The sequence below is a fragment of the Bacillus sp. Je.9.29.b genome, from assembly GCF_051129925.1.
Lineage (GTDB): Bacteria > Bacillota > Bacilli > Bacillales > Bacillaceae > Bacillus > Bacillus safensis.
The window spans coordinates 225,304-249,604 of record NZ_JBCPSO010000004.1 but is presented as its reverse complement, the minus strand read 5'-3'; the positions used below and the strand labels follow the sequence as shown (position 1 = coordinate 249,604).

Genomic DNA, 24,301 nt, shown 5'->3' with positions numbered 1-24,301 from the left:
GATAAGGTTATTGCTCCCTGAATCAAGAGGGGAATAATAAACTTCCCCATCCTCAGTCAAAGTGTTAATATTTTTTCAAGTAGTCTGGTGACCGGAACAGTATTCCTACCATACAGATGGGATTTCGGTTAAAACTACATCGTTTAACGTCTGTGAAATTTGGATTCTATAAGTTATTTTACTTTATTCCACTATTAGTCTTGACTTGTCATTTTGCTTTTTGGCTTGATAGGTTGAAAGCAATGGACAACGGCTGGACAAGTTGTCTGCCTGAATTTGCTTGTAAAAAAATAAACAAACTCAGACAGGCGACTGACTAACTTGATAGTGTATCAAGCTTATGGTATCCGTATATGTCACCCTATTTGCCGTTGGTTATTCCCAAAACAAGCCTACTGTGTCAAGTGTCCCTAACAGTTTCTCAGCGCTCAAATTTGAGCTTTGATACTTGTGGCTTGTCCTGCATCGTCAGAAACGATACACCCATCCTTCGTTCAGCACTTAATGGCAGCTTTCGCCTTTCAGATACATGTACAAATAGGGAAGCACAGTGGTATCCTATTCTCATTTATCGCATCGGCTGAGTCACTACCCTTTCAAGTTTAACGTGTGTTAGCGCATTCCACGACAGTCTTACCCTTAAAATAGGCATCACTAAAGACAACACCTTGATCCAGGAGTATAGACTGATTCTATTCAGTTAGATGAGGTAAACTTTACTTACCTCAAGAAATGCACGACCTATGTTTAAATGAGGCCGTAATGTGAACTATTGAATATAGATTAAAAATAAGTTAGAATGGGCTGGTATCATGGGATTTGTACCAACCCATCAGATTAGATAGTGCGCCAACACTTTTCTAATCAGCTAGAAATGACGATCATGAGCAGTAGGAATATCCCTATTAAGCTCATGATTGTTACAAATAGCAATTCATCCATGTACCTTCTTAATAGCTTCCCCATTAAATTAACCCCACTACAGCTAACTCACCACGATCATCCACTACAGCTAATTCATCACGACTATAAACATCAAGCATGTTATATTCATCATCAGCGACTCCATATTGATCATTGCTATGTACTTCTTCAATTGTTCCTAGTCCGTATAACGTTTGTACTCTTTGACCTACAGATAGTTTCCAGTTTTGATTAACAAAGTTTAACATGTTCATTTCCCCTTTGTAATTGGTTTAGTTGGATCAAGGATTATACAATCAAATTCTGTTTCTTGATTCTTCGGTTCTAATATCTTCAAATCGGTTAAGACTTCCCATAGTGTTATCTGTTTCAATAAATGTGTAACGACCTCAGCAAGCGTTTCTAAGTCTGCGTATGCAACGTTTCTTCCTATATACCAGATTGCTCCCTCATCGTAGTTACCGTCAGTTCGCTGAGTGATTTCAGCTAAAACAATCTGGCCTTCACACTCCCCTACTGCATAACCTTCTTTAACGATGATTGCTGAATAAAGGTTGTTAATTTCTTGTGTGTTGAATTCCGTTTGTACGATTGTGATATGATTCATTCAACCACCTCCACAGTAGTAATTTTTAACACTATAGTGTTTATTTATAATTTAATAGTATACACTACGATGTGCATTGTCAACATTTAGTTTTAAATTTTTTCATTGCAGTGTATAATTTAAACACGGAATAATTATAGGAGGGTAAACTTATTGATTAAAGTTCATTTATCAAGAATTATGGGTGATAGAAGAATCAATATTGCAGAACTTTCGAGAATAACTGGACTTCATCGTAACGGTATAACAAGGCTGTACAATGAAGAAACAGATGGAATAAAATTTGACACTCTTGAAAAAATCTGCAAGGCGTTAGAATGTGAAATAGATGATTTACTTGAAATAATCGAGGAAGACTCCTAAGCAAAAGTATTGCTTTTTATTTTTTCAATTCGTTAAACAAAACCATTGCAATGTCCAGGAGTAAATTGAAATGACCAAACAAATTCTAAATGCTATTCAAGAACTTTCAGCACAATTAAAAGAAATTGAATGCAATATTGTTGAATTCAGTGATGAAGTAAAAGATGAATTCAACCAGATAAATGAAAAATTAGATAGACAATTGACCACTTACATTGATGTGTAGGTGGTTTTTTCATGTGTAAAAATGCCCTTTTTAAGATGTAAGAAATTAGTAACAAGTCAAATAAAACAAAGACAAATTATGTGTGATTTAAATACTATTTCTTCTATTTTATGTAAAATTCATTTCATTTTGTGATATCCTCACTATTGAAAAATGATTAGAAAGGAAGTATTCCAATGAAAAAGTTTTTTGTTAAGATGATGCTAGTTCTCATATCAGCAGCAATATTTATTCCAACAACAGCTACATATGCAGCAGAAAAGGTTGAGCAGAAAGAAGATTTGGTAGTAACTATCAATCCTACTGAGCTTCAGAAACAACTTGCTTTAAGAGATGTACCATTAGAAAAACAAGAAGCCTTGCTTCAAGCATTTAAAGCTATTGAGAATGCTAACAATGATCCACTTGCTACTACAAATGGCCCTAAAAGTGCAGGTATTAAGGCAGCAATCAAAGTAATTAAAGGCTTAGTGAATAACGACTGGGCAAAATGGGTTTTATCACAACGTTTTGGAAAGCAAGCTGTAAATGGTACTGTCAAACACGCAAACAAGATCATTAAAGAATTAGAAAAAATTCTTGATACTCCAAAAAATGCAGCTGGTAGGGCTCGAGAGGTTGTTTCTGCAGAGCTTAGAAAACATATAGATGGAGGTGTAGCTGATACAATCGGACTTGTTGTTGAATACATTGTTCTCACTGCTGATCTACTCTTACTTTAGATAAAAGGATGGTGACTGTATATGTCACAAAATCAATTCATTCAGTTCCAAAAAGCCAATGGTTTAGATGATGAAGACGTTCAATTCCTCATCACTCTCTCAGGAGCATTTTGCAGTTGTGAAGAGGAAGACAAAAAGGCATATGATATAACAAGGTTAGCGTTCATTAGACACTTTGGTGAAGAATTAAACCTTTCAGAAATAGAAGGAAACACTAGAGAAGAATATGAAAAGATCATCAATCAATTTCTAAGCAAGAAGGATAAAAAAATCAATGTAGATGAACTTTTACAATCTTTTTATGCTGCGGATATGATGGATGGATTAAAGAAGAAATTCAATTAACGACCTTCAAATGAAGGTCTTTTTTATTACCATCATTTACATATAGACCTCCTCCTCTATTCTTCTTATTATTAATTTTAGAAATTAAATTAGAGGAGTTTTATTGTGGTCAAAACTAATAGAGAAAATTGGAAGGAAATCTTTGAACATACCAAGAAGAATACGACAGAGATATTAACTTTCCCTGGAAAACCCTACTCAATAGCAGTCTTTCCTCAAGTTTATGGAACACTGACAGAAGAGCAATTCTATCAAGAATTAGCAAATATAATCATAAAAGAAGCACGTATGAAATGTCCTGCAAATGAAAGTGATCAAAATGCTTGAATTGACCAAAGAAAATTGGAGAGAAGTGTTTGAACATTCTCAACAAAATATCAGTAAAATAATTTCGCCCCCTGACAAACCATATTCTATAGCAATATTTCCTCAAGTATACGGAAATGCTGTTTCAAAAGAAGAATTCTATAAAGAAATTGCAGGCATAATAATTGAAGAAGCCCGCATGGAATATGAGTTTAAAGAGGGTGATGAATATGAACGAACACAAAAACAAGTCAAAAAAGAAAAAGGAATCAATCGAAAACTATAAGATTGTTACAGATTTAACTGAAGAGGAAATTGAGAAACACGTAGAAGAAATAATGGAGTCAGAAGAGTTCTATAAGGTATTCGAAAGATTTATGTACAAATATAATCTAGTCTAAAATAAACAAACCAGTCCTCTCGATTTTTCAAGAGGACTATTTATTTACTCGTTTGTCTTATCCCCAGGCTTCCCATAAATACTTCACATTTGGTATATTGCCTCGTAAAAGATTATCAGCTCCCGTTTTAAACTGGTTTATACCTATGCTTCCATATGCTTCTGTACCACCCACTAGAATCAAATTTCCATTTGTTAATTGATTTATATAGCCGAAAGAATTCAAGGTTACATGTAAGCTGCTATCCTCAATAGAAGTCGAATAGATTTTAACCGTTTTAGGAGTAAAACTTAAATTAATCTGTCTCGCTATTGTTCCATCTCCAAGGTATTCTCCACTCATGTAATTAACTTTGTTTAGGACATCGGTTTTCAACACATATTCAGTTGCTTCTAAGCCACCGAGCTTCATTGCATTACCTGAAATAGATGCCGAAATCACACCGTTGTCATCTCTAACAGGGATGGTATTAGGCACTTCATGTAAAGCAGAAGCGATCCCATTTAAAGAGTCTGCACTGCCAGCAGATTGGACAATCCATTGTTCTCCGTCATATAGTTCAGACTTATTGTTCGCAGGATCAATCCAAATAGTACCTACATCTGGATTTGTGGGCTTTTCACTTGTAGAAATCTGATACAATCCATTAACTTTTCCTTTAACCTCAACGGTAGTAGATGGCCTATACGGATTCTCACTTGGCGTTTGAGGTTGAACAATATCGGATAACAAAACACCATTGGAACTAATTGAGGTTTCAACATTTCTGTATGCTTGTACCCCAAAGGTGAAATATTTTGTGGGAACTTGTGAAGTAAATGTAGCAATTCGCTTATCATATCTAACAGAAATTCGTTGCTCCTTGGCTAACGAAGCACCAAACAAGTAGGTGTCTGAAGATGTATCAGGATAACAATGTACAATGAAACCGTCTATATTGTATTTATCTTCATCAGACGTTGGGTAATCCCACGATACAGAGATATCGACAGAACCATTTTCATTTACTTTGTGCGATATGGATTTCACTCCTATGGTTGGAGGAGAAGGAGGAATTGAAATGCGGTCATTACGTGCGTTGTAATTCGTGGCCAATTTATCATAATCAATCTTACGAGTGTTGAATTCTGTAGATGCTTTATCAGCCTTATAAAACAATTGAATGAAGTCATCCTCTTCTTTAGCCTTTTTTCCATTTGTGATAGTAATTGATATAGATGAATCATCAAAATTTAAGCTCATACCTGCCAAAGTTGCTCTATATTCAGTTCCGAACTCTTTGTTTTGAATTCTTACTATGTCACCTAATGAAATCCTATCCCAATAATCTTTTTCACTCACTGCATTATAGAGATTGACTATATTTGTCTTAATGTCGATAGGAGGAGATTTTCGTTTCTCTAACTCTTCTAAGCTTTTTTCGTATAGCTCAGTTTCATCAAAAATGTTGTCGTTAGCCCACTCATCTTCAAGTATAAATTTGGACAACTCATTGGACTTATCTTCGCCAAGAAAGTTGCTCATATCTAGTCGTTTTCTATGCTGCTCAATTTGACTATTTAATGCGGAAATCTCAGAAATAGTTTTATCGATTTCTTTCTTTTTTGTATCAACTTCTTTTTGCTTCGCATCTCTTTGCTTTATTAAATCTTTAGTGTCTCCGTCAGTCTCTTTAACCACTTCAATCCGATCCAAAATTTGTTGCAACTCAAGGTTTTTAAGAACGAATAACTCATTCTCTTGAGCAGTCTTTTTGGCTTCGATTTTCTTTTTGTCATCCAACATTGTTTTAAACTTTTTTGATTCTTTGTCGACAAGTTCATTGTAGTCTAACAAAGCATGACAAAGCTCATTGCTCATGTATGCACTTCTCTTCAAAACATTTCTATTATCGTCACGTTTAAAAGGAGATAAAAAGAAACTGAAATCATCAAGATACCCTTGCCCTGTTGGATTTATAGAATTGATAACAATGCCGTCTTTCCCTGACACATGTAGTCTAGTCACGACTTCATCCATACTGCGTGTGTCTGTCATATCAATCATAAAGTTATGAGATGAAATCTTAACACCTTTGAATTTAGATATGCTGTTTTTTTCAAAGAAGGATACTCTATCATTAATAGTGTCATATACAGGTACAGCGTCAAATGTTTCGCATATATTCCTTAGAAAATCGAATCTTGATGTAATTGATCCAATGGAGAAAGACCTTCTTTTTTCATTAAGAGTGCTTTCAATTTCTCCAACTGTCCAACCTGTTCCCTTAAGACAAACCTCACCGATTTCCTGGAGGTTCTTAGATATACCTTCATATTGTCTAATTTTAGGTTTGTTTAACATGTAAGGAGTGAGCTGGCAATTAACCTGGATCTCAGATTTTTCTTGAGTTGTCGAATCAGTAATACCATCTATTACATAATATTCAGTTCGATTTAAGAAAGTGGCCTTAATCAAGTACCATTCCCTGATAAGTTGAGCAACATGGTTTGGTTTAATTTCATCACCATATCTAGCTTTTAGAGGGATATTAAATGTTAGATCATTAATGGTCGCATGATTTAGGTTGGCTGAAGCATTCGAGAAATCAACAATATTTGCGATCTTCTTTTTATTTGTTCTACATAGCTCTAATTTAAGCGTACCTGGCTTGAAAGTGAATTCTCCTAGATTCATCTTTTATCTATTACAACTCCTTTAGATTGTAAAAAAAAGAGCCTGATTAACAGACTCTTATACTTTACCTTTCATTTGCTTTAACCCTTTGCGAATTGTTTGCAGTGCATTATTAGCCCCTTTTTCATCACCGACCATTTTATCAATGTGCATATTCACTGAATAATTGTTCGTAACATTTTTGGACTCTAACACTTCAAATCCTGGAACTGAAAGTTTAGGGATAGCTACTGAAGAAGCAACGTTGTTAAACATACTTCGTATTGACTCGTAGCTCTTTGCTATTGCTCCCATACTTCGATCTTCTATCTTTGTTTCTCTAAGCAACTCGACAGCTTTAAGCATGTTAACTGAGTCTTGTTTATTGAGGACAATTTCTCCATCATCTACTACAGCTAAAGCTCCTTGGGCTGGTACTTTACCAACTGATCCACCAGTCTTAAAACGAGCGATCTTTTGTCCAGTTGTATTACCTTTAACGACAACACCGAGAGCATTTGAAGCCTCTTTGAGCTTATCAATCAAATTGTTAGAGATAGACTTGCCGATTGACTCCATATTTGAATTGATGAATTTAGTAAACTCAGAAAGCTGTTTATTGATATCACTAATCTTACCATTCATCAATTTTCCTTCTAAATCCTTGAACCCACGCTCATCGTTTACAAGATCATCATATTTTGTGTTGATTGATTTCTCATCTTTTTCAAGTTGATCTTGTAGCGCTTCTTTACGTTTGGAGTTTTCACGATCTTTTAGGAATTGATCTAAATCAAGCTGTTCTTTTTGCATCTGTTCGGTAAGCTCTTTAACCTTTGACTTACCAAATTCTGAATCATCTAACGCATATTGATTTATCTGATCTGAAAGCTTTTGAATGCTTTCCTGACGATCTTTTAAATCCTTTTGGAACTTAGCTTCATCGTCTTCCTTGTCAATGCCATCAATGATATCTTGAGTAGCTTTACGATGAGCTTCAAGCTCAATATCACGCATCTTTTCGTACATCTCTTTATAAATAGAGACAACTTCATCTGCGAGCGATTTGTAAATATCTTCAATACTTTTCTTGGTTTGATAAAGCTCTAGATTGAAATCTTTTTGCTTATCTTTCCAAGTTGAGATTTCATCCGATATTTGCTTTTGGATTTCAGGGAATCCCTTAGCTGCTTTTTTCTGTTTTTCAAGCTGTGCTATGTATTTAGCAGCTTCTTTTTGCTGTTGTTGAATCAGCTTGATTTGCTGACTATAGTACTTAACTTTATCTTTGTCTTCTTCGGTTGTCTGGATCTTGATATCGACGTTCTTAAGCTTTGATTCAGTCTTTTTAACAGACTTATCAATGTTATTAAGAATTTGATCGGTTTTAGATTGAACAATAGTAGCCTGTAACTCATAAACCTGATCTTTGATGCTGATGAGGTCAAGTTTAGCTTGTTTTAATTCTTCACGTAATTGATCACGTTGAGCAGCGTTTAATTGCTTATTTTGCTTTAACTCTTTGTTAATCCAACTTACTTTTTGACTCTGAATCTTTTGTTGCGCTTCAACTGCTTTACGTTGTTCATTTGTATATTTTCTAAACTGAGCACTGTCATTAAGATAACGACTTGCTTTAGATTGGTTTTGAGCAACTTTCAACTCTAAATCAGACTTACGTTTTTCAAATTCATCAAGTTTTGACTGAACGATTTCATATTGGAGGTCTTGAATTTGGTCTTTGACAGAAGATAGGTCACCTTCAAGTCCCAATAAATCTGATTTAGCTTGTGAAATAGCTTGTTGACGTTCAGCTTCAGAGCTAGACAAATCTGAGCCGATTTGTTGCATATATGCTTCTGGATCAATCGCTTTACCGTTTTTTTCAATCTGCATATGAAGATGAGTGCCAGTAGAACGACCAGTGCTTCCCATCTTGCCGAGAGTTTGACCAGCTTGAACCTTTTGGCCAGCCTTAACATTGAGACCTTTTTGCATATGCATATACTTTGCTACGGTGCCGTCATCTTGTTGAACAACTACCCAATAACCAGCAGATTTAGAGTATGCTGCAGTAAGGACTTTACCTGATTTTAGAGACTTGATAGGAGTACCAGATTTAGCTGCTAAATCTAAACCTTTATGAGGAGCAGAGCGTAAACCTTTTTCTTGCTGACCGAAATGAGATGTTCTTCTCATTGAGTCATAGTAACCAGCAGCCGATCCACCACTAGAGGATAGTGAACCGCCCATTTGTTTAAAGTAATTGTTTACTTTCTTAACGTAATTCTGGGTTTCCTTAAATGGAGGAATGCCACCATACTTGGTTACATTACCAGGCCCCGCATTGTATGCAGCTAATGCTTTTTCAATCGATCCAAACTTATCAAGCATTTGCTTAAGATACTTGGTACCGCCCATTACGTTTTGGTAAGGATCCCTAGAATTCTTAACTCCTAGACCTCTTGCTGTAGCAGGCATAAGTTGCATTAAACCAGTTGCTCCAACCGATGAACGAGCATTAGGGTTAAAGTTAGATTCTTGCTTAATAACCGCAGCAATTAACGCAGCTGGAACATTGTATTTCGATGCAGCTTGATTAATAATGTTTGAGTATTTCCCTGAGTAAGAACCACCTGAAGCAGAATATGAAGAGCTAGAAGGGGAGTAGGATGAAGAAGAATCAACAATACCCGTTTGAGCAATGTATCCAGATTTAATTTGTTCTTTAAGTAGCTTAATCTGACTCTTGAGAAGTTTCTCTTTTCTTTCTAACGCCTTGATTTCCTTCTTAATTGAATCTCGATACTTCTGTGACCATTTTGGATAATCGTTTGTCTTTCTGTTTTGTTCTTCAATTTGTTTATTGACTCGCTCTAATGCTTCTTTATATTTGTCTGCAACATAGATTGAATCTTTCGTTGATTTTGAAGCCTTGTCAGTTGAGTCAGATAGATTTTCGTTTGATGTGCCAACTTCTCCAAGACTTGCTGATGCCAATTTACTGAAATCGTCCATCTCTTTTGTGAGATCAACAAGGCCTTGTAGCCTTTCTCTAGTTGCGTGCATTTCAGCTTTTTCTTCTGATAATTCACCCATTCCAGAAGTTTTACCAAGTTCTTTGTCAATGTCAGCTAAACTTGCTTTAGCATCCTGGAGAGTCTTAAGAGATCTCACTTCAAAACCATAGCCATTGATCTTCTTAATAGAGTTGTTTACTTCGTTCTTTGTTTGTTGGTTACTAAACTCAACCATATCTCTATACGCTTTAATCTTAGCGTCACGAAGTTTAACAACTGCATTTCTATTTATGCTTACAACGCCATTTTCAATTTTAATTGCGCCAATCAAATCTTTTTCTTTTTGCATCAGTTTTGTGGCTTCAGTAGCAGAAATGTTTTTACCTTCGGCCATCTTTTCTAACAAACCATTTAGAGGGGAAACTTGATCAGCAAGTTGATCATAGATATCTCCAAAGGCTTCAGGTAATAAATCAAACTGACCAGAAGATATAACGTCTTTAAGTGCATCTTTAATAGCATTGGTATCCCCTGCTGCTTCTTTAAGGCGACTACTTAAATCAGCAACTTTACTGCCTGTTTCGTCCACCGCATCGCCAAATTCATCATAGGTAACAGAGGTGTCATTAACTACACCCTTTAATTTGTCCATACTGATACTCATGATATCAATGCTTGAACCTGATACCTGGTATTTAGACAGGTATGCCTCTAAATCTTCTTTGGCTTTTTCAAACCCACCTGAATCATTATCATCTAATGCTCTTTGTAATGCATCTTGGATTCTACCTAAATTCTTTTCAAATTCCTCAACATCTTTAGGATCAGTCAATTCATCAAGATTAAGCGCATCAACAACCTGCTTAATTTGGTCTTTTAAACTCGTACTAATTGTTAATTTGCTAAACGCTTCAGCAGTTTCAATGATCTTATCTTTCATTTCATAAGAAGCGCTTACTACTTGCTGACGAATGGACTCCATTTCCGTTTTGATTTTAGCTCTATCAACATCTGTCTTAGATATAGGTGCTTTTGCATTAATGAAGGCATTATCAGATACAAATGGATTGTCTAAATCTTTTTGTTTCTTCTCTAATTCTTTGTTTAAATCTTTGATTTTGTTGATTGAATCTTGAGCAGTGTCAGAAGCTTTAACTTTAATCTCTTCTTTTTTTGCTTTGATTAAGTTTCTAACAGCTTCAGTTTCTTTATCGACTCGTTCAGCAGAAACAAGATGCGCTCTTCCTGTTGAGTCTACACCGGCCACAAGAGCAGGAAACATGTCAGCTAACTCTTGGGTTATCTTTAGATACTCTTGTTCATTTGTTGTTGTAAGGCCACCATCACGCCTAGATTTATCTAATTCCTTATATCTCTTAATTAATTCTTCTGTTTGATCTTTATTGACTGTAAGTGCTTCAATATTTGTATTTTGAGTTTGTTCAAATTCTTCTCTAGCTTTTTTAGCGTCTGAGTAAGCTCCTACAATCTTTTCTAGGGCTACTCCAATCAAAACTAAGCCTGCTCCAACTACTGTTGCAGACATCAATCCTCTCCATGCTACAGTCATAGCCTTTGTAGCTAGTGCCGCTCTAGACATCCCTGCTTCAACGCCTAATAAAGCTTTTTGACTTGCACTCAAAGCACCTACGCCAAATACTAAGGCCGTCTGCATAGCTCTAGCTGTCTTACTAAACGCAAATACCGCTGCATTAGCTGTTAGGAAAGCCGTAGGAAGAAAACCAATGGAATTGACTACTTCTGAAATTACAGCTAACAAGTCGCCTAATACATCAGTAGCAGCGATTAGACCATCACTAATAAAAGCCCTGCTTGCAGCTTCAGAAAGCTCTACAAACTTATTGGAGAGATTGTTTAACCTAGCTTCTAACGATTGAGAATATTTTTCTTGCTCCCTCATTGAGCTACCTTGACTGTTTATGGCCATTGAAGTTGCTTTAGTAGCTGTTTCCCAATTCTCCATTAACGCTAAGAATCTTGTATTTTGGAATTGAGAAGCGATTGTAATACCTAGCTGTTGCTTTTGAGCTTGAGACAGCGTTTTCCATCTTCCAGCTAGTTTTTCTAAGATATCCGCAACAGGTATAGCTTCCCCACCTGCATCTTTAACAGCTATCCCTATTCCTTCTAAAGCTGAAACTGCTTGTTTGTTCGTCTGAATCCTAGCAAAAATTGTTTTTAGGGCGTTTCCAGTAACGTTACCCGACTCTTTTGTACTTGATTGAATACTTGCTGTATAGCCAAGTAACTGTTCCATACTTACACCATAAACTTTTGCTGCCGCTGCTGATTTACGCATTGACTGAGCTAAATCTAATGAAGATGTTTGGAAGTTATTATCGACTTCGTTTAGAGCATCAGAAATTTTGAGGGAATCTTTTGAAGCTATACCGAAGTTGACCATTGCTGATGTAAGAGCCTTAACGGTATCTTCAGGTTGAAGTTGTGAGATATTTTGAAGGACTTGAGAGGTTTTAGTTAGGTAGAGGAGTTCGTCACCTTTATAACCTTGTCTGGCGAATTCAGATGTCATTGTAAGGACATCAGCGACTTTGTTAGACAGTTCATTACTTAGATCGATTGAACGTTGTAACAACTCATTAAACTTATAATCAGGAGCATCCATTACTCTTCGAATTTCAGTCATTTTAGAGTCAAGCATGATTGCATTATCGACCATAGATTTTAGACCGCTAACTGCACCAAAGAATATCGATCCAGTAATTAAATAGGCTGGCATCCTTGTAAATGCTTCACCTAACCTACCGCCAAATGTATTAATATTCTGAGCTGAGTTAGTTACATTTGCCGAAAGCTCTCTGAACTGAACATTTAAACTCTGCATCTGACTTTGAAACTTAGGTGTGCGACTAGTTAAAGCATTTACTGATGAGAGATATTGCTGAATTGCTTGTGAGTTTGTATCACTTATAGATGAGCCATATTGGGATGTTAATTTACTAGCTTTAACTGCAGCAAGCCGTTGATACAACTGAATTTGACGCTGTAATTCTTGCGTCTTGGCTACTGCTGCTGACTTATCATCTAGAAGCTTTATTTTCCCTCGAAGTGCTTCAATCTCATTTGCACTTTGAGCCAGATTCAGTTTCTTACCTAAAGATGTCAAAGTAACATCTGATACTATTCCTTTTTGGCGCAATTTCTCCAATGCATCATGTAACGCATCAATAGCTTTTCGCTGCTGGTCGTAATTAGTTACAGTTTTTACAGACTTTAAGCCATTTTTATCAGAAGCGTATGTAACATCATCAAATCCGTTTTTATACTTTTCGACTTTTCCTGTTCTTCTCCCAGAGCCGTCAGTTTTGTTTACTTCTTTTTGTTTCTGACCAAGTCGCTCCGTAAGTTGAGTAAGCTTCGCTACTTCTTTAGCTTCTTCTCTTAAACTCTTTGTTGTATTATCAATGACTTTTCGGGTTTTTTCGTGGATTTCTCCATTTTGCTTTATTTTCTGATTGACTGTTTTAATTGATCCATCTGCATTTTTGAAAACAGTCTCGAACTCTTTAATTGTTGAATTGAAATCTCTTAAGCTACGTTGATTCTCTGAAAAACGCTTTGAAATATTTTCAAGACTCTTCAAGACATCTTTACCAAGATTGATGTCTAATTTAAGACCATTTACTTTGCCTTGCAACTGTTTAATTTGATTGTTTATTTGATCGACTGATTTTTTCGAGGTGTCAGCCATTGGTGTAACAATAATTTTTAATTGCTCACTCACTTTTACATCTCCTTTTGTAATAAAACAAAAATAAAAAAAAGAAACACCTCGAAAATGTAGTCGAAGCGTTTCTTTTCCTTATTTTTTCGGTTTTACAAATACCTCAATATGCTTTCCCCAATCTCTGGGACGGTAAAGAACTTCATATTTAATGTCTTTGTACACTATCTCTGCGCCTGATTGTAAAAACTTTAAAGGTCTACAAATCAACAAGTCTGTGACATCTGGAAATCTACCTAAAGCAGACTGATACATCTTTTCATCTAAAGGCTGGAATTCACATTTGTATGGAATAAGTTTCTCTACCTTTTCCATGATTGGTTTCCCAGTAATCTCATTAATCTTTCCAGTTGGGACAGCCTCAATTTCTATTTTGTAGAAGGTTTTTTTAAGGTTCATGGTTTGGCCTTTTACAGAAACTTAACTGTTTGATTGTTGTTATTATAGTCATCCAACTCTTTAATAATATAGGCAGGAATCGTTTCATGAAACGTTTCGTTGACAGCTCCCATAGATTCTCTTTTGACTCCTTCGTATCCTCTCAGTCTAAATTTAAAAACTGCGATATTTAGAAGGGCTGAATATAATCGATTAGGAATCTCATCTAAATTACAATGATTTAGGATGAAGTTTTCCGCATCATTGATATAAAGCTGTAAAACGGCATCATCAATTTCTTCATCAATTAAAGTCTTAAAATCTTTAAGCTGATTCATTGTCTTTACCTACCATTTCATTCTCTTCAACTTTAGTTTTGGCTTTCTTAGTCTTTTTTTCTGTGTGTTTTTCATAATCCGAATTCTCAATAAGGTATTCATAATGATCCTCTGTTACATTCCATACCAAACCTGTAACTTTATTTTTGATCCACAAATATATCATGCTCCTTTGTTTTAAAAAAAGAGAGGGAATCCCTCTCTTATCAATAGTTATCAAATTTAGCAGTTAATACAGCGATCCCCTTCGGTTTCGCCAATTTCGCTCCATAAACATTCAACCCTTTTACTGCATCCGCAAAGTGTTTTTCTTGACGGAATGATTCAACCTTATTAAGTTGTGAAGCAAAGGTAATTGCTGATCGATGACCTGCCATAATCTTATAGTTGCCACCCACTACAGGACAATTGTTAGAAGTGTAAACTTTTAAAGAACTAACATTCCCAATATATCCATCATATAGAACTTCAGGAAATTTAGTAAAACGTGCGTCTTTTTGTAGCATTCCATAACCCGCTTCTGGAATAACAACGAATCTATCTTTTTTAGGAACGTTTGCTTCAGATAGCTTTACGTCTAAATCAACCAAATGGTTATACAGGCTTCCTGAATGAACTCCTTGCGGTTCTGCATCAGTACCAATAATATTATTCTCATCTACTCCAGTGTACAAATTGGCGATAAACTTATCTACATTTTCAGCAATTCCGAAAGCAGCCTCTGTCATAGCTTCCGTTAGAATATTAATATTTGATTGAGCTGCAGCAATGTCTTCAACTTTAAAGTTAAAGAAATCTCTCTGATCAATTTTAAGCTCCATTTGTTCAGCATCAAGTTCTTCTGGGTCACCTACCCCATCCTTTTCTGTGTACTTTCCAATTGTTACTTTACCTAGCGTGTTCATCTTAACAGTGCTTCCGTATTTCACATCGCCTTGATAATCCGAATTAACAAGATTCCCGTACACTAAAGATTTTTTATACATTCTGTTTAAATTAGTTGACCAAACAACTGGGAAAAATTTTTCATATGCCATAATTTAATTCACCTTAACCTTTTATAATTAATTTTGTGATGTAAGAAGCTGAAGAACAGCTTCTTCATTTTCTAAATATTCTCTTTCAGACATGCTTTCTAACTGCTCAATAGTAAATGTTTTTGGTTGTTGTAGACTGCCTTTTGGATCAATGCCATCTTCTTTAAGTCTTTCTTTTGTCTTATTTTGCAAATGTTGATCGAAAACATCTTTGAAAGTGTTGAGATTAGCTTCTGTTTTCTCAGAATCATCAGATAGGAAAAAGTCAATTAATTGAGTCGGTAGGCCGTCTTGGTGAGCCTTCTCTAAAGCTTTTTCTTTGATCTCCTTCATCTTGAGAGTTTTTTCTAATTTTTCAACTTTGATTTCAAGTGGATTTTTAGTTGGATTGAGTTCTTTAACCTTTTGATCAACTAGCTTATCCAAATTATTAGCTTTCCACGTTTCTAAACCTTTTGTAAAATGTTGATCTAAACGTGGTTGAAGAAATTTCTTTCCATCGTCAGTCTCTAAAAATTGCTTAATTTCTTCTAAATTCATATATATCACTCCATATAATTTGCCTTTATGTACTCGCCATAAAGTCTGTTTTGTTTTGTTGTATGTTTAACCCACATTCATACATTCCTGCCCTAACCGCTCACAGGATTCCCAAATTTAAAGCATAATTAAAACCCTGTCGGTTCAACAGGGTCTTCATATGCTGGGATTACTATTAAATCTGAGTTACCAGATGTCGTATCTTTGCTATTTTCTAATTGTTTTTGGAGCTTTTCTAACGCTGCTGAAGGATTTGAGATAAAAGATAATCGAGCTAGAAGGTCTTCATGGGGAACTATTCCATTCAATGTAGCTACCATTTGAGCATTGGCAACATCATCAACTGGAACATTTCGTGTGAAGGAGATTGCAATATCTTTATAATCAAACTTCTCATTATTGATGTCTTTAAGCGCTAAATATTCACAGAAAAGTTTGAGCCTTGATTTTAACAACTGATCAAAATCTGACTCACTGATTGCTGACTGATTTTCAAGCTCTTGAAGTTTCAAGCGAATTGTTACTCCCGAAGTGTTGCTTTGGAAATTCTCATTTAAATTAACCTGATGACTTTGAGCGTAGATTTCATCTTGAAGCAATTGAAGTACGTCTTTTAAGAAAGTGGCATTGATGTCTTTTGTAAGCCACTTCACTTCAGATTTTGGATTAGGCAACTGAATAATACCGTTTTCCCGCATCTCTTTAGCATCTTTCATTGCAATATTACAATTTTTAAACACGAGATAAGAGTTACGATGATCCATGATTTCTTGAGCTGACACCGACAGAATAGCGTTGTAAATGTCAATAATCTTCATAATATCTTCAAATGTAGATTTCTTAGAATCGTTATTCTTAAGTTCTCTTACTGGACATCGAGAAAACCTGTGTGGCTTTTCTTGTAAAAGTTCAAAAGTTCCATCATTAATTTTGTAATTTCGGAAATGGGTGTCATCCCAAACATCAATGTACTCACTCTCATCAAATTTAACTTTATATTTGCGAACAGCTAAAGTAATCCTATTTTCAACAGAATTGTCGTGAAGTACAATCATTTCAGATGGATGGTATACAGCACACTGAAAATCCCCTTCGCTATTAATAAAGCTAACCTCATAGGCGTGACCATTGATTGAAGATATAATTTTTAATTTAATGTTATGGTTGTGTTCCCATGTGTTAAAGTTATAATCAATCAAACTTAAAAATTCTTTGTTGTCTGTTTTAGAGTTATAACTTACTGGTTTACCCAACAAATATCCAACACTGTTTTGAACCATCTTCCTGCAATAGTTAAAGTAAACCCTCATATCATTTTTCATCGGGTCATTGGCAATACGTTTATGAAGAATGTCATGATCCCCACTATAGTATCGCCACTTTTTATCATAATTGGGTTTAGTCAATTTCAATTCATCGAGCAACTTTTTTATAATTTCTTCTTTATCAAAAATACTCATGCACCTCTTTAGAAGAACCAGTTTTTAGGTATTGATTTAACATACCCTACGTCTTCTACTTCATTTATTCTTTTTGACCATTCTGCAACTGCATCAGGAAAGTCATCATAAGCAGAGAAATCCGCTCCAGCGAAATCCTTGAGTTGTTGAATGGCCTCTTCATCCTCTTCATTAAAAATGATTCTTCCCATATTCACATCACCGACAATAGTGTTGATTCTGTCATCCTTGTTTTTAGTAACAGCATTATTCAACCACTCAATATTTCTGCCAGATAATACAGGATCTTTTTTAACTAGTTCTTGAAGCTGAATTACATCCGCTCCGTTATATACGTTTTTCTCAATGTTGACAAAAGTAATGTCAGGATATTGCTTAAGCAGCTTCAATGTGTGAGCCATGTAATCTTCATACTCACCTTTAAAAACATTACCTTTACGAACGTATTTGATATTCATATCTGAGATACTACCTACAACAAAAGCGTAATAGTCTTTTTTCTTTTTTTGTTTGTTTCGTGTCCCTGCTGGATCAATAGAGAGCATGGTTTTAACAAAGTCATGACTTTCAATTTTCTCAGCAGATTCAGTAATAATGGTTTTGAATTTCTTTTGCCCAGTAGAGGTGATAACACCTTGAACTTCCTGGTTATATGCAACTGGGTTTTCATAATAAGCAAGAGCCATTTCTAATGGGTTCCAGTAACTTTCCCACAGAATCGGAAATCTCATTTCCTTTTCATTTTGATAATAAAACTCTTTTGCATGTTGCAGCCTGTTCTCGTTTTTAGAATCTGAAAGAATGTCTTTAAATTCAGCCCATAGACCAGAATTAAACAATTCATCAATATCATCTACAAGAATCCCTTTTTCTTTACGAACCTTCCAGGTAGGTAGCTTTTGAAGTCTACTGTAAAAACACTCTGGATGCTGAATTGTTCCACATCCAATCATAATGCCGCCTTGTCTAACCATTTCCCCATTTTCATCAAATTGTGGTTTTTGGAACGCAAAGTTAACATCTGAAGAAAAACGACTCCATTTTTTCTCTCTGTTTGCATCAGTAGCACAGTCGTCATTGTTTTGGTAATCATCTAAAATGGCTAACTCAATTCGAGTGTTTCCATACTTCCTACCCCTCATATCTGTTTTACTACTGATACTTTCAACCATCGTTCCATTTGTAAACTCAAGTTGAGATGAATTACAGATATATTTTTTGTTTGTGGGATCTAAAAGCTTGCCATAGCAAGACTCAATATAAACGTTGCCTACAAAAACTTCTTTGATTTGCTTAATAAACTTTTCAGCAAGGTCACCAGTCGATGAGCATACTAATGTGAAAATTCTAAGCTTATTTGCAACAGAAAAAGAAACAGCTGGCAAGTTTGCGAAAGCGCTTTTACCTGTTCCCCTCGGAAGAATATACGATTGCTTATCATGTGTATTACGCAAAAGCATTCCTTCAATGTCTTCCCATATCTCTCTATGAATAGGAGCTATTTCAGACGTATCAGGTGCTCTAAATGTATCTTGCAGGAAAAATAAACAGAAGAATTCAAGATTTTTCTGACCTAATTCCCAAGCCAATCCATGATAAGTGAATAAATCTTCTGAACGCTTCACCATCATATGAGATGCGAAGTCTTCTGCTTCTGTTTCAGTCATATTCTCTCTGATTGCCTGTTTGACTAAATATTCATATAAAAACATCCTATTTTCAGATGTGTTTATGTTGATTGATTTGGTTATTTTTATCACCTCGAAACTTTGAAAAATACTGCAAAAAATTTGTACTCTGCTATCGTTTAAGAGGGCATTTTCTAAAACAGAAAGGTGGGGGTTAAAGCCTATCTGCTTCCTTTCTAAGCCACGTTATCTACTTCGATATATATTTGTATCAACTGTTCTATCGCTTCTATAACGAGCTTTAAACACTTTCTAAACGATCGCACTTTTTCATTCTTTGATTCATTAAGAGATAAAGCGTTTATATAGGTATGCCTTTTCAACCACTCCAATTATATCTTTTTATGCATTTATAAAGGTTATCTATTTATTTAATAAACGTTTATAAATATCTATATACCTTTATAAACATTTATGTTATAATCAAAATACAATAAAAGAGAGGTGATCCATATGACACAAAAAACATTCGGTTACATAAGAGTTAGCTCAAAGGATCAGAACGAAAGTAGACAAATTGCCAATATGACTAAAGAAGGCATTGCTGAACGTGACTTATTCATAGATAAACAAAGTGGAAAGAACTTTGACAGACCTTCTTATATAACTCTTAAGCAAATGGTTCGACCAGGAGATACAGTTGTCTTTGATTCAATTACTCGGATGGGTAGAAACATGAAGGATACTTTAAAGGAGTATGATTGGTTCGTAGAAAATGGAATCAAGCTCCGATTTATTAAAGAGCCAATGATTAACACTAGTGAGGATCAAGATGACATTCTAAAAGAAGCCATTCAAAAGATAGTATTAACACTTCTTACAGCCTTCGCTGAGAAAGAAAGAGATGATACAAGGGAGAGACAAGCGGAGGGAATTAAAGTTGCTAAGAAAGCTGGAAAGCATCTTGGCAGACCTAAAATGAGCTATGGCACTCTAACTAAGGAACAAAAGAACACACTTGAAACAAACTATCCTAAATGGAAAAGCTCTGAGATTACAGGCGTTCAGTTTGCTGAATTACTGCAGCTTAAAAAGAATACTTTTTATAAAATCATTAAAGAATATGAAAGCAAACAGGAGCAACAAACCCTCTCTATGGTATAATATAGATGAGGGTTTTTATTGTTCTTCCTTAGATTTCTTCCACTTCTTAATCTCATCTTCGATTGTTTCTTTATCTACTTCATTAGACTTTGTTTCAGTAATTTCAACCTTAGATGTTGGAGTACCTTCTGAATATGCCAGCAGCGTTTTGAGAGCGTCTAGCTGATCCTTAGTCTTTTGACTATCATCCATGCCTATATTCTCCAATTTTTTAAACCAATTTTTAGCTCTTGCGCTTCTTTCTTGCTGTGCTAAAAGTTTGAAGTTTTGTATCTCATTGTCCAGCTCCAGTGAGTATTCTTTATCTTTTCTCCACAAGTATAATGCATTACGACTGACTCCAATTTCATCAGCAATAGCTTGCACTGTCTTCCTTCCTTCAGCTAATAATGAGATCGATTTAATCTTTCTTTCATCTAACATATTTTGCTTTACACTCCTTTTTATTTACATAATTTTGTTTATTTATTATAATTCACCTATTAAGTTAAAGTAGGTGTTAATTTGTCCAGGTCAGCTCAGGTGAAGTTATTCTATGCAATTGAAGAGTTATCTCATATAAAAGATTTTTACATAGACTCAGAAATTAGAAACGAAAATGATTTATTAAGCTTAAACTTAGAAAGAAAATATCAAACAGGAACAGAAGGAAAGAGCGAAGAATATAAACAGCAATATTATGAAATGCATGATTTAGAATTTTATTATTATGAGCAAATATATCCCCAATTAATAAGGAAGACAGTCTTTTTACAAATCTATTTTACTCTAGAAAACCATATGAAAATTCTTTGTGATGTAGCTCAAGAAAAAAGAAATCTCACTGTATCATATAAGGATTTACATGGTCAGGGCATTAGAAAAGCAGAGAGTTATTTTACTAAAGTCTGTAACATTACGGAACCATTCAATTCTAGCAATTGGGAATCAATTAAGGCATATAATGAATTGAGAAATGTCATTGCTCATAATTCATCAATCTTAAAAGAGAAATTAAAAGTCACCCCACATGATTTAATAATTAGTAATAATGATAAAGGTGAAATGATATTCCAGTTAGAAAAAGAATTTATTCCAAGTTGTATAAACATTGTAGAAGAGTTCCTTTTACAATTTAGAGATATCTAAACAACACAAAAGCTATTAATCCTCATGGTGATAATAGCTTTCTAATTTCATTTGCATCTTTAAACGATAATCTACCTAGACATTCAACGGCATCTTTACTCACCGACAAAACTTCATTAATCTCATCTTTATATTCCTCAACAATGTGATCAACTGTTTCTTTTACTTCTTCACTTGGTTCATAAAACGGGTCTAACCTATGATTGGCCAATTGATCATTCTCAAACTCTAGCTTGGCAATATGATCTAACATTTCTTTGGTAACTCTTTTGAATCCATCGATATCAACTAATTTCTCGTTGTTTTCTTTACAGGAATCACACCGTTGGAACGTATATTTCCCACCTAGAATACGACATAGATGAGATACTGTCTCCAAGATTCCTTCTGGTGTACTACATCGCTCCACTAAACATTTATCACAATCCATAAGAATTGTTTCTTTATTTTTGATCTTTTTAAACATTATTAAATCATCCTCTCTAATTTTAATTCCACTGTCGTCTTACAGCTCATCTAACGCTTTAATAACTTGCTCCGTCTTATTATCCAAATCACTGTCCACAAGCTGCTCTACAGCATCCTCAACACTCTTGATATGATCTAGCACCTTCTGAATGCTTTCTTCAGGAAATGACATCATAATCTGTCCCATCAATCCACTATCGACTAAGTTGATATACGCACTCATTTTAGATTTCAGGCTGTTTGGGATTTTAAGGTTTGTAAATTTTTTGATGATTAAGAAATACAACCAATCTGTCATAGCAATTTCATCAATCTTCAAACCTTTTTTATCTCCATTGAAGTAATCGGTATTTAACTCTTTTAACACTTCCGCAATTTTACTGGGCGCAAACTCTGGATAAATATAAAGATGGAACTCTTCATTCAATTGAACCTTCTTTTTCTCATCATATTTCTTGGTGAGTTCACCCAATGTCGTTAAATTCACTGCTTTTGTTGTCATTTTCCATTCTCCTTTTTGTGTGAATATATAAAGGGGTGTGCAATTATTTATCACACACCCAAATAAATTAATCTCCTAAATCTCCACTATCATCAGGCGTTGTATTGCCAGGTGTTGAAGGCGCTACTCCTTTTGAGCCATCTTCATTACGCTTAACTCTTGCAAAACGTCCGATTTTTCCGTTGTCATCCGCAAGCGCTCTATAACCTAACTCTGGTGTAAATGCCTGTCCAGCCTCAAGAGACATATCGAACTCGCCTGAGAAGTTAACTTTAGGCAACTGAATGTATAAGTCACTGAAAACTTTAGATGTAATTGGATCATATTCAAGTGTATGGAGTTCTAAGTAATAGTTCTCTGAGAACTTATCACCATTGATTTCAACAGTCTCAGCATCAACTTCAATTAAGTAATGAACTGTAACTTGTTCACCTTTTTTAGCAAAAGTATTGGATAATGTATAACTCGTTCCAGAAACGGCAGTCTGATAGACTTCACCATTGGCTTTATTTGTGAATGTAACTTCTGAATCTTCTAAAGGTGTTTTTGTCAAAGTAACACCATTTGAATCACTAACTGTTAGAACTTCGTCTTCGTAAACAGAAATAGTTTCATTCTCAATGGAAACTCCTTGCTGCATTGCCATGAAATCAAGATCAAAGAATGCGTTTCTGACGTTACCCGAAACCTCTTTGCTTGAGTTAATTACATATAAATCTTTGTTTCCCCAGCCGCCTTTTAAAAAGTCCTGCTGAACTTGCTGTGCGAGGGATGTTAATTGTGTTACGGCCGATCCAATCACTTTCCCTGTACTAATTTGTTTCATTGTCACTTTAGCGACTTCGTGAATAACTGTCTGCTTTGCCATTTCTAAATAAACAACTCCTTAAATAATAAAAAGACTGAATTTATCAGCCTAGTAAATTTTTAATTGATTCTGAATCTTTGTGTGACAAGTGGTGTTTCTCCTCAGCGTATAAATCAATATGATCGTCCCATCTATCAATCTTCACTTCTGAACTGACAGTAGCAAAAATAACAGACGCATCATGATTTACTTTTTTTTGTATGCGGTGATATGTAAGGTAAAGCTGGTAAAGTGTCCACTCATTAATAGCGGAATAGTCTATGCCTGTCGTTGCTACAACCGCACTAATCATGTCTGATAAATCAGCACCGTCATCACTTGATTTTAATTCCTTTGAAATCTGATTAAGCTCGTCTATCTCTGTATTTGGTGACTTCTTGTCTTCGTTAATTAGATGCATCTTCAAGACAAGACTTCTCAACTCCATGAAGTTTTCATCCGATATTTTTGACATGATCCCTTCATCATTGAAAACCTTGATAAGTATAGATTGATAAGCTTCTAAATACAGCGGATGCATCAAAATTAGTTGAAATAAATTACGACCATTAACCATCTCTTCAATGTCCTGGGCATCAAGCTTATCTTTCAAAACTTGTCGCATAGATTCTGCTATTTTATCTTTGCTGTCTGCCATCAATTGAAGATCACTTGAGAAATCAACATACTCTTTAATCTTGATGAAGTGACAATCCCCTATAGGTGTTTTTACAGGCTGACCAGTACCAAAAAGCTGCATAAAATCATTTGATTTCATTTACTTGTACCAAAAGTAAAAATAAGCTTATAACCGATATAACCCTTTGGAGTATTTGGAATTAGCAATCGTTTGTAATTCACAATTTTTCCAAAGCCAGTTGCTCTGCTATCAAAAAGTAGCTGCGCAAGATTGTCTTGAATCTTTAAGTTTCTTAATTCAATTTGTTCCACTTCATCAATACTGGTATAGATGTCAATCATGATATCTTGGGATTGAATTTGCAGGTTATTTGTGGGAGTACCGTTCGCTAAATACATACACATTCTAGCAATCGGTTTTTCATCTTCCAGATCATCTGTTTTGGGGGATCTGTAGATTAACAAGGGGATTTGATCATCATTTGTTACATCGGGACGATCTGAAGATAATGGGGATTCTTTATAGAATAAGAACCTATTATTCTTTTCATTAGATGAAATCAGTCTGTAAATATCCAAAAAGTTTTTCTCAATGTTACTCATTTAGACGTGTCACCTCCTTTATCCAATGAGGGACTAGACTCGTCTTAGAAATCTCTTTCTTTATATTCTGTTCAACTCGTTCCAGTATGACAGGATCAATTTTGCTATAGATTTTTTGAAAATCTGTATTGGGATTTGGGTTTCCCCATTTTGGTTTAAACATGGCTTACACCATCCATTTATATGAGATATTATCGTTTGAATTTTTTTAGTTGTACGAATACAGGAGCGCAT

25 protein-coding genes are annotated in these 24,301 nt (G+C 35.1%); 8 read left to right on the top strand and 17 right to left on the bottom strand.

The features are described from left to right. Positions 1 to 965 precede the first annotated feature (965 nt). Both AAZR19_RS10095 and AAZR19_RS10090 read right to left on the bottom strand, forming a co-directional pair. A complete protein-coding gene (locus tag AAZR19_RS10095) occupies positions 966 to 1,172 on the bottom strand; it encodes a hypothetical protein (RefSeq protein WP_427128375.1) in 207 nt (68 codons plus the stop codon). Positions 1,173 to 1,174: 2 nt separating this feature from the next. Next, on the bottom strand, positions 1,175 to 1,531 hold the full coding sequence (locus tag AAZR19_RS10090; RefSeq protein ID WP_144678761.1) for a hypothetical protein: 357 nt from the start codon (positions 1,529 to 1,531) through the stop codon (positions 1,175 to 1,177). 153 nt (positions 1,532 to 1,684) lie between these two features. Here AAZR19_RS10090 and AAZR19_RS10085 point away from each other — a divergent pair, with 153 nt between their 5' ends. The 6 genes from AAZR19_RS10085 (at position 1,685) to AAZR19_RS10060 (ending at position 3,779) form a co-directional block, all read left to right on the top strand. Then, positions 1,685 to 1,894 carry a helix-turn-helix domain-containing protein gene (locus tag AAZR19_RS10085; RefSeq protein WP_008343972.1) on the top strand — a complete coding sequence of 70 codons (210 nt, stop codon included), beginning with the start codon at positions 1,685 to 1,687 and terminating at the stop codon, positions 1,892 to 1,894. 70 nt (positions 1,895 to 1,964) lie between these two features. Then, positions 1,965 to 2,120, top strand: coding sequence for a hypothetical protein (locus AAZR19_RS10080; RefSeq protein WP_008343973.1), 156 nt, complete (start codon positions 1,965 to 1,967; stop codon positions 2,118 to 2,120). Positions 2,121 to 2,296: 176 nt separating this feature from the next. Continuing rightward, positions 2,297 to 2,842 (top strand): hypothetical protein, encoded by a 546-nt coding sequence (locus AAZR19_RS10075; RefSeq protein ID WP_427128376.1) that lies wholly within the window; start codon positions 2,297 to 2,299, stop codon positions 2,840 to 2,842. Positions 2,843 to 2,863: 21 nt separating this feature from the next. After that, a complete protein-coding gene (locus AAZR19_RS10070) occupies positions 2,864 to 3,187 on the top strand; it encodes a hypothetical protein (protein ID WP_427128377.1) in 324 nt (107 codons plus the stop codon). A gap of 105 nt (positions 3,188 to 3,292) precedes the next feature. Beyond that, a complete protein-coding gene (locus tag AAZR19_RS10065) occupies positions 3,293 to 3,514 on the top strand; it encodes a hypothetical protein (protein WP_076839665.1) in 222 nt (73 codons plus the stop codon). Further along, the gene (locus AAZR19_RS10060) at positions 3,492 to 3,779 is read left to right on the top strand and encodes a hypothetical protein (protein WP_434703032.1); all 288 of its coding nucleotides are present in this window, start codon (positions 3,492 to 3,494) and stop codon (positions 3,777 to 3,779) included. Before AAZR19_RS10065 ends, AAZR19_RS10060 begins: the two co-directional genes overlap by 23 nt. Positions 3,780 to 3,951: 172 nt before the next feature. Here AAZR19_RS10060 and AAZR19_RS10055 read toward each other — a convergent pair whose 3' ends face one another. The 9 genes from AAZR19_RS10055 to AAZR19_RS10015 form a co-directional block, all read right to left on the bottom strand. Beyond that, the gene (locus AAZR19_RS10055) at positions 3,952 to 6,570 is read right to left on the bottom strand and encodes a DUF7359 domain-containing protein (RefSeq protein ID WP_434703031.1); all 2,619 of its coding nucleotides are present in this window, start codon (positions 6,568 to 6,570) and stop codon (positions 3,952 to 3,954) included. A 57-nt stretch (positions 6,571 to 6,627) separates the two neighbouring features. Beyond that, positions 6,628 to 13,335: a phage tail tape measure protein gene (locus AAZR19_RS10050; RefSeq protein ID WP_434703029.1), complete on the bottom strand. Its 6,708-nt coding sequence runs from the start codon at positions 13,333 to 13,335 to the stop codon at positions 6,628 to 6,630. Positions 13,336 to 13,413: 78 nt separating this feature from the next. After that, a complete protein-coding gene (locus tag AAZR19_RS10045) occupies positions 13,414 to 13,734 on the bottom strand; it encodes a hypothetical protein (RefSeq protein ID WP_434703027.1) in 321 nt (106 codons plus the stop codon). Between the two features lie 11 nt (positions 13,735 to 13,745). Then, complete coding sequence (locus AAZR19_RS10040) at positions 13,746 to 14,051, bottom strand: head-tail connector protein (RefSeq protein WP_434703025.1); 306 nt, start codon at positions 14,049 to 14,051, stop codon at positions 13,746 to 13,748. Continuing rightward, the gene (locus AAZR19_RS10035; RefSeq protein WP_170871271.1) at positions 14,038 to 14,208 is read right to left on the bottom strand and encodes a hypothetical protein; all 171 of its coding nucleotides are present in this window, start codon (positions 14,206 to 14,208) and stop codon (positions 14,038 to 14,040) included. Before AAZR19_RS10035 ends, AAZR19_RS10040 begins: the two co-directional genes overlap by 14 nt. A gap of 49 nt (positions 14,209 to 14,257) precedes the next feature. Continuing rightward, entirely contained in the window at positions 14,258 to 15,088 is an 831-nt protein-coding gene (locus AAZR19_RS10030; protein ID WP_076839656.1) for a P22 coat protein - protein 5 domain protein, read from the bottom strand. A gap of 27 nt (positions 15,089 to 15,115) precedes the next feature. Continuing rightward, positions 15,116 to 15,628, bottom strand: a complete 513-nt coding sequence (locus AAZR19_RS10025; protein ID WP_434703023.1) for a DUF4355 domain-containing protein — start codon at positions 15,626 to 15,628, stop codon at positions 15,116 to 15,118. A gap of 128 nt (positions 15,629 to 15,756) precedes the next feature. Then, on the bottom strand, positions 15,757 to 17,088 hold the full coding sequence (locus tag AAZR19_RS10020) for a phage portal protein (protein WP_434703021.1): 1,332 nt from the start codon (positions 17,086 to 17,088) through the stop codon (positions 15,757 to 15,759). An 8-nt stretch (positions 17,089 to 17,096) separates the two neighbouring features. Continuing rightward, entirely contained in the window at positions 17,097 to 18,755 is a 1,659-nt protein-coding gene (locus tag AAZR19_RS10015) for a hypothetical protein (protein ID WP_434703019.1), read from the bottom strand. 474 nt (positions 18,756 to 19,229) lie between these two features. Here AAZR19_RS10015 and AAZR19_RS10010 point away from each other — a divergent pair, with 474 nt between their 5' ends. After that, on the top strand, positions 19,230 to 19,880 hold the full coding sequence (locus AAZR19_RS10010; RefSeq protein WP_076839652.1) for a recombinase family protein: 651 nt from the start codon (positions 19,230 to 19,232) through the stop codon (positions 19,878 to 19,880). Positions 19,881 to 19,895: 15 nt separating this feature from the next. Here AAZR19_RS10010 and AAZR19_RS10005 read toward each other — a convergent pair whose 3' ends face one another. Then, positions 19,896 to 20,303, bottom strand: coding sequence for a transposase (locus tag AAZR19_RS10005; protein ID WP_427128386.1), 408 nt, complete (start codon positions 20,301 to 20,303; stop codon positions 19,896 to 19,898). An 81-nt stretch (positions 20,304 to 20,384) separates the two neighbouring features. Here AAZR19_RS10005 and AAZR19_RS10000 point away from each other — a divergent pair, with 81 nt between their 5' ends. Next, positions 20,385 to 21,008: a hypothetical protein gene (locus tag AAZR19_RS10000; RefSeq protein ID WP_434703016.1), complete on the top strand. Its 624-nt coding sequence runs from the start codon at positions 20,385 to 20,387 to the stop codon at positions 21,006 to 21,008. A 22-nt stretch (positions 21,009 to 21,030) separates the two neighbouring features. Here the strand turns inward: AAZR19_RS10000 and AAZR19_RS09995 are convergent, their stop codons facing one another. The 5 genes from AAZR19_RS09995 to AAZR19_RS09975 form a co-directional block, all read right to left on the bottom strand. Next, positions 21,031 to 21,474 (bottom strand): hypothetical protein, encoded by a 444-nt coding sequence (locus tag AAZR19_RS09995; protein ID WP_434703014.1) that lies wholly within the window; start codon positions 21,472 to 21,474, stop codon positions 21,031 to 21,033. A 39-nt stretch (positions 21,475 to 21,513) separates the two neighbouring features. Further along, on the bottom strand, positions 21,514 to 21,978 hold the full coding sequence (locus AAZR19_RS09990) for a hypothetical protein (protein WP_434703012.1): 465 nt from the start codon (positions 21,976 to 21,978) through the stop codon (positions 21,514 to 21,516). Between the two features lie 67 nt (positions 21,979 to 22,045). Next, on the bottom strand, positions 22,046 to 22,846 hold the full coding sequence (locus AAZR19_RS09985; protein WP_434703010.1) for a hypothetical protein: 801 nt from the start codon (positions 22,844 to 22,846) through the stop codon (positions 22,046 to 22,048). Between the two features lie 43 nt (positions 22,847 to 22,889). After that, positions 22,890 to 23,603, bottom strand: coding sequence for a hypothetical protein (locus AAZR19_RS09980; protein WP_434703008.1), 714 nt, complete (start codon positions 23,601 to 23,603; stop codon positions 22,890 to 22,892). Next, positions 23,600 to 24,067, bottom strand: coding sequence for a hypothetical protein (locus tag AAZR19_RS09975; protein WP_434703006.1), 468 nt, complete (start codon positions 24,065 to 24,067; stop codon positions 23,600 to 23,602). The genes AAZR19_RS09980 and AAZR19_RS09975 overlap by 4 nt, the downstream gene beginning before the upstream one ends. Positions 24,068 to 24,301 lie beyond the last annotated feature (234 nt).